This is a genomic window from Variovorax sp. P1_H12_2 (assembly GCF_056405335.1).
In genome coordinates, this window is sequence record NZ_JBFUCI010000562.1 from 1 (window position 1) to 3,354 (window position 3,354).

Below are 3,354 nucleotides of genomic sequence, written 5' to 3' on the forward strand. Positions count from 1 at the left end.
CGCTCAGATGCTGCGCGAGGGGCGTCCGGAACTCGTTGTCGCGTTCAAGGGGGGTCGCGTGACCGCGCACATGGTCACCATCGCCTCGGCAGCGCTCGTGCCGGTGTTGAAGACCTGGCGGCTTGAGGGTGAGACACCGCCGTTTGAATAGCGAAAAATGCAAAGCCCCGCATCGTGCGGGCTTGGGGCACCTTCCGACCTTGTATGGATCGTGTTCTGCACCAGGCCGGTCGGCCGGTCTCGCGTCTCGAGCTCGATGGGGTCTCCGGGGGGCGTGACGCTGAAGTCGCTCGAGCGGGCACAATGTGGATTTCGTATACCGCGTAGCGCCGAGCAATGGAAGCACTGAACATCGATGGCAAATTGGGCGAGCGCCATGCGCCGCTGACCAAGCTTGTCCTGACGGCGCTGCGCGAGCGGATCCTGAGCGGGGAGCTGGCGCCGGGCGAGCGCCTGGTCGAGGGCCGCCTTTCCGAGGAGCTCGGCGTCTCGCGCATGCCGGTCCGGGAGGCGCTGCGCGCCCTGGCGGCCGAAGGCATCGTCGCCATCGAGCCCAGGCGCGGCGCGACGGTCACCACCTTCACGAAAGAGCAGATCCACGAGATGGTCGAGGTGCGCGCGACGCTCGAGGCACTCAACGCCAAGCTGGCGGCGCGGCGCCACGATCCGGCGCAGATCGCCAAGCTCGAACGCATCCTGGCCGAAGGCTCGCAGCTCACCAGCGATGACGATCTGGCGCGCATCTCGGCCCTGAACCTCGATTTTCACGAGGCGCTGGGCAACGTCGCCGCCAATTCGGTGCTGCAGGAGATCATGCGTTCGCTGCGCGAGCGCACCGCGCTCTTCTTCACCGTGAACAACCGCGAACGCATGCACGCCAACTGGCAGGAGCACGCCGCCATCCTGCGTGCCGTGGTGGCCGGCGATGCCGAGCTGGCGGCGCTGCTCGCGGCGCGCCATGTCTACAGCGCGGCCGAACTCCCGGGGACGCTTGCGCCGACGGCGCCCTCGGCGTCGAAGACGCCCGACTGAGACGCTGCCGGCTCAGCCGCCCGCGAGCCGGCGCCAGGCCAGGCCGGCCAGCGCCACATCCTCGAGGCCGACCCCGACCGACTTGTAGACCGTGATCTCCTCCGGGCTGCGGCGTCCGGGCACGCGGCCGCTCACGAGTTGCGCGAGCTCGACGATCTTTTCATCGGGCAGCACGCCTTCCGCGGCCTGCACCAGTTCGCCGGCCTCGCGCAGCGACTGCCGCCGCCATTCGACCGCCACCAGCGCCGCGCGCGACAGCGCGACGTCGTCGAGCTCGCGGGTGTGCGGCAGGCTCGAGCCAACAGCGGCAACGAAGCAGCCCGTGGGCAGGCGCTCTCCCGGGAAAAGCGGTGTGGCGGCGCGCGATGCCGTGACGACGATGTCGGCGCCGTCGAGCGCTTCGTCGGCATCGCACTGTCGCACCGGCACGCCGCCGCACTTCTCGGTGAGGCTTTCCGCCAGCCCCGCGGCAGGGCGTGGCGTGCAGACGCGGATGCTCTCGAGGCCGAAAGCGGCCGCCATCTGTACCGCGTGGGCCTGGCCCTGCGCACCCGCTCCGAACAGCGCCAGGTTTCGTGCGTCGGGGCGTGCCAGATGGCGGGCGGCGATCACCGAGCAGGCGGCGGTGCGCAGCCGCGTGATGGCACCGGCGTCGAAGGACGCCAGCGGCCGGCCGTCCTCGGTCGAGAACAGCAGGATCACGAAGGAGAACTGTCCCTTGATCGTGGTGTAGACCTTGGCGCCTGCAACGCCTTGCCCAGGGATGACTGCACCCAGCGTCGAGAGCTTGACGCCGCCGGCCTCGGTGCGGATGCGCTCCTGCATCGCGGCCGTGCCCTCACCGAAACGCAGGAAGGCGTCGCGCAACACCTGTTGCGCATCGGCCGGCGAGACCAGCGCGTCGACCATCGAATCGGTGATGTGTTGCAAGGCGACTCCAGCGAAATGTCAGAAAGCGATGACTTCGCGCACCAGCAAGGCGATGGCGCCGAAGGCGGACAGTGCCAGCAGCAGGCCGCGCACCGCGCCGCGCGACACGCGGCGATGGAGCGGGCCCGAGAGTGCAAAGCCCGCCACCATCAAGGGCAGCAGCCAGGCACTGAGCCACAGCTCGTGCCGGCCGAAGCGGCCGACGCTCGCCAGCATCACCAGCGAGAAGGCGGCGCCGACGAAGAACACGCAGCCCAGCGTGGCGCGCAGCCGCGGCGGCGGCAGGTACTGCATGACCAGGGCGAATGGCGGTGCGCCCGCGGACGTGATGGTGCCCATCAGCCCCGAGGCGATGCCGGCACCGACCATGTTGCCGCGCGAGGCGTCGATGCGGCGGCCGCTCAGGCTCAGCACGACACCCGCCAGGATGAAGAGCGCGAACATCACGGTCAGCAGCTCGGCAGGCAAGAGCAGCAGGCACACCGCGGCGCCCAGCGTGCCGACCACGCGGCCGATCAGCGCCACGCCCGCAGCGGCCCAGTCGACCTGGTCGAACTCGCGCAGCGCCGACATCAGGGCCAGCGGCCCGCCGAGCGCGAGCAGCGGGCCCGGCGCGAGTTCGGGATAGAACAGGGCGGCGATGGGCGCCGAGAACATCGCGAAGCCGACGCCGCCGATGCCTTGCAGGCAGGCGCCCACCAGCACCATCGCGGCCATGCCGGCGTAGTGGCCCAGGCTCATGCCCTCGGGCAGCAGTGAAGCGATCATCTCTTGATGTCGCGCGGTTGCCAGGACACGGCGATGTCGCCGTTGACGAAGGTCTGGCAGGCCATGCGCCAGCCCTGCTTCACCTCGTCCTCGGACAGGTGCCTCCTTTCCTTGGCCTTGATGGCGTCGGTGTGCTCGACGCCGTTCTCGATGCGGCACTTGCAGGTGCCGCAGAGGCCGCCGCCGCACTTGAAGGGGATGCCGCCCTGTTCGCGCAGCGAAATGCGCAGCAGGTTGCCGCCTTCGGGCGCGGAAACGACCTTGGCGTTGTTGCTGAGAAAGGTGATCTGGATCATGGAAGGGGGAAGGGCCGCCGCGGGCGGCGGCATGGGAGTCAACTGGGCACCAGCACCACGTCGGCATCGCCTTCGTGCACCAGGTGCCGCAGCGCGGCGCGCGCCAGTTCGACGGTTTCGAACTTCTCGAAGAACTTGATCGGCACGTGGTTGACGACCTCGGGCGGCGTCTCGTCGATCACCGTGACGCGGCAGTCCGACACGACTTCCGCGATCACGAAGCGCGCCTTGCAGCGGCCGAAGAAGAAGTAGTCGGCGGACTCGACGCGCCGCAGGCCCTCGACGAGTTCGGTGCGGAATTGCCCGGGCTTGCTGGTCAATATCAGGT

The 3,354-nt window shown here is 69.3% G+C and carries 5 protein-coding genes; 1 reads left to right on the top strand and 4 read right to left on the bottom strand.

The genetic code is table 11. From position 1 onward, the window contains the following. Nucleotides 1-336: 336 nt before the first annotated feature. On the top strand, nt 337-1,032 hold the full coding sequence (locus AC1D2K_RS32320) for a GntR family transcriptional regulator (RefSeq protein ID WP_478094222.1): 696 nt from the start codon (nt 337-339) through the stop codon (nt 1,030-1,032). Nucleotides 1,033-1,044: 12 nt separating this feature from the next. Here the strand turns inward: AC1D2K_RS32320 and AC1D2K_RS32325 are convergent, their stop codons facing one another. The 4 genes from AC1D2K_RS32325 to AC1D2K_RS32340 are packed head-to-tail and all read right to left on the bottom strand — an operon-like array spanning nt 1,045 to nt 3,352. Beyond that, nucleotides 1,045-1,962, bottom strand: coding sequence for an ornithine cyclodeaminase family protein (locus AC1D2K_RS32325; RefSeq protein ID WP_478094224.1), 918 nt, complete (start codon nt 1,960-1,962; stop codon nt 1,045-1,047). An 18-nt stretch (nt 1,963-1,980) separates the two neighbouring features. Then, complete coding sequence (locus AC1D2K_RS32330) at nt 1,981-2,730, bottom strand: sulfite exporter TauE/SafE family protein (RefSeq protein WP_478094226.1); 750 nt, start codon at nt 2,728-2,730, stop codon at nt 1,981-1,983. Then, nucleotides 2,727-3,026, bottom strand: coding sequence for a 2Fe-2S iron-sulfur cluster-binding protein (locus AC1D2K_RS32335; RefSeq protein ID WP_478094228.1), 300 nt, complete (start codon nt 3,024-3,026; stop codon nt 2,727-2,729). Before AC1D2K_RS32335 ends, AC1D2K_RS32330 begins: the two co-directional genes overlap by 4 nt. Before the next feature lie 38 nt (nt 3,027-3,064). Beyond that, nucleotides 3,065-3,352 carry a ferredoxin gene (locus AC1D2K_RS32340; RefSeq protein WP_478094230.1) on the bottom strand — a complete coding sequence of 96 codons (288 nt, stop codon included), beginning with the start codon at nt 3,350-3,352 and terminating at the stop codon, nt 3,065-3,067. Nucleotides 3,353-3,354 lie beyond the last annotated feature (2 nt).

What these genes read in the sequence shown, in the direction of transcription:
- AC1D2K_RS32335 (WP_478094228.1), bottom strand. Translation starts at nt 3,026, where the DNA reads ATGATCCAGATCACCTTTCTCAGCAACAACGCCAAGGTCGTTTCCGCG.
- AC1D2K_RS32320 (WP_478094222.1), top strand. Translation starts at nt 337, where the DNA reads ATGGAAGCACTGAACATCGATGGCAAATTGGGCGAGCGCCATGCGCCG.
- AC1D2K_RS32330 (WP_478094226.1), bottom strand. Translation starts at nt 2,730, where the DNA reads ATGATCGCTTCACTGCTGCCCGAGGGCATGAGCCTGGGCCACTACGCC.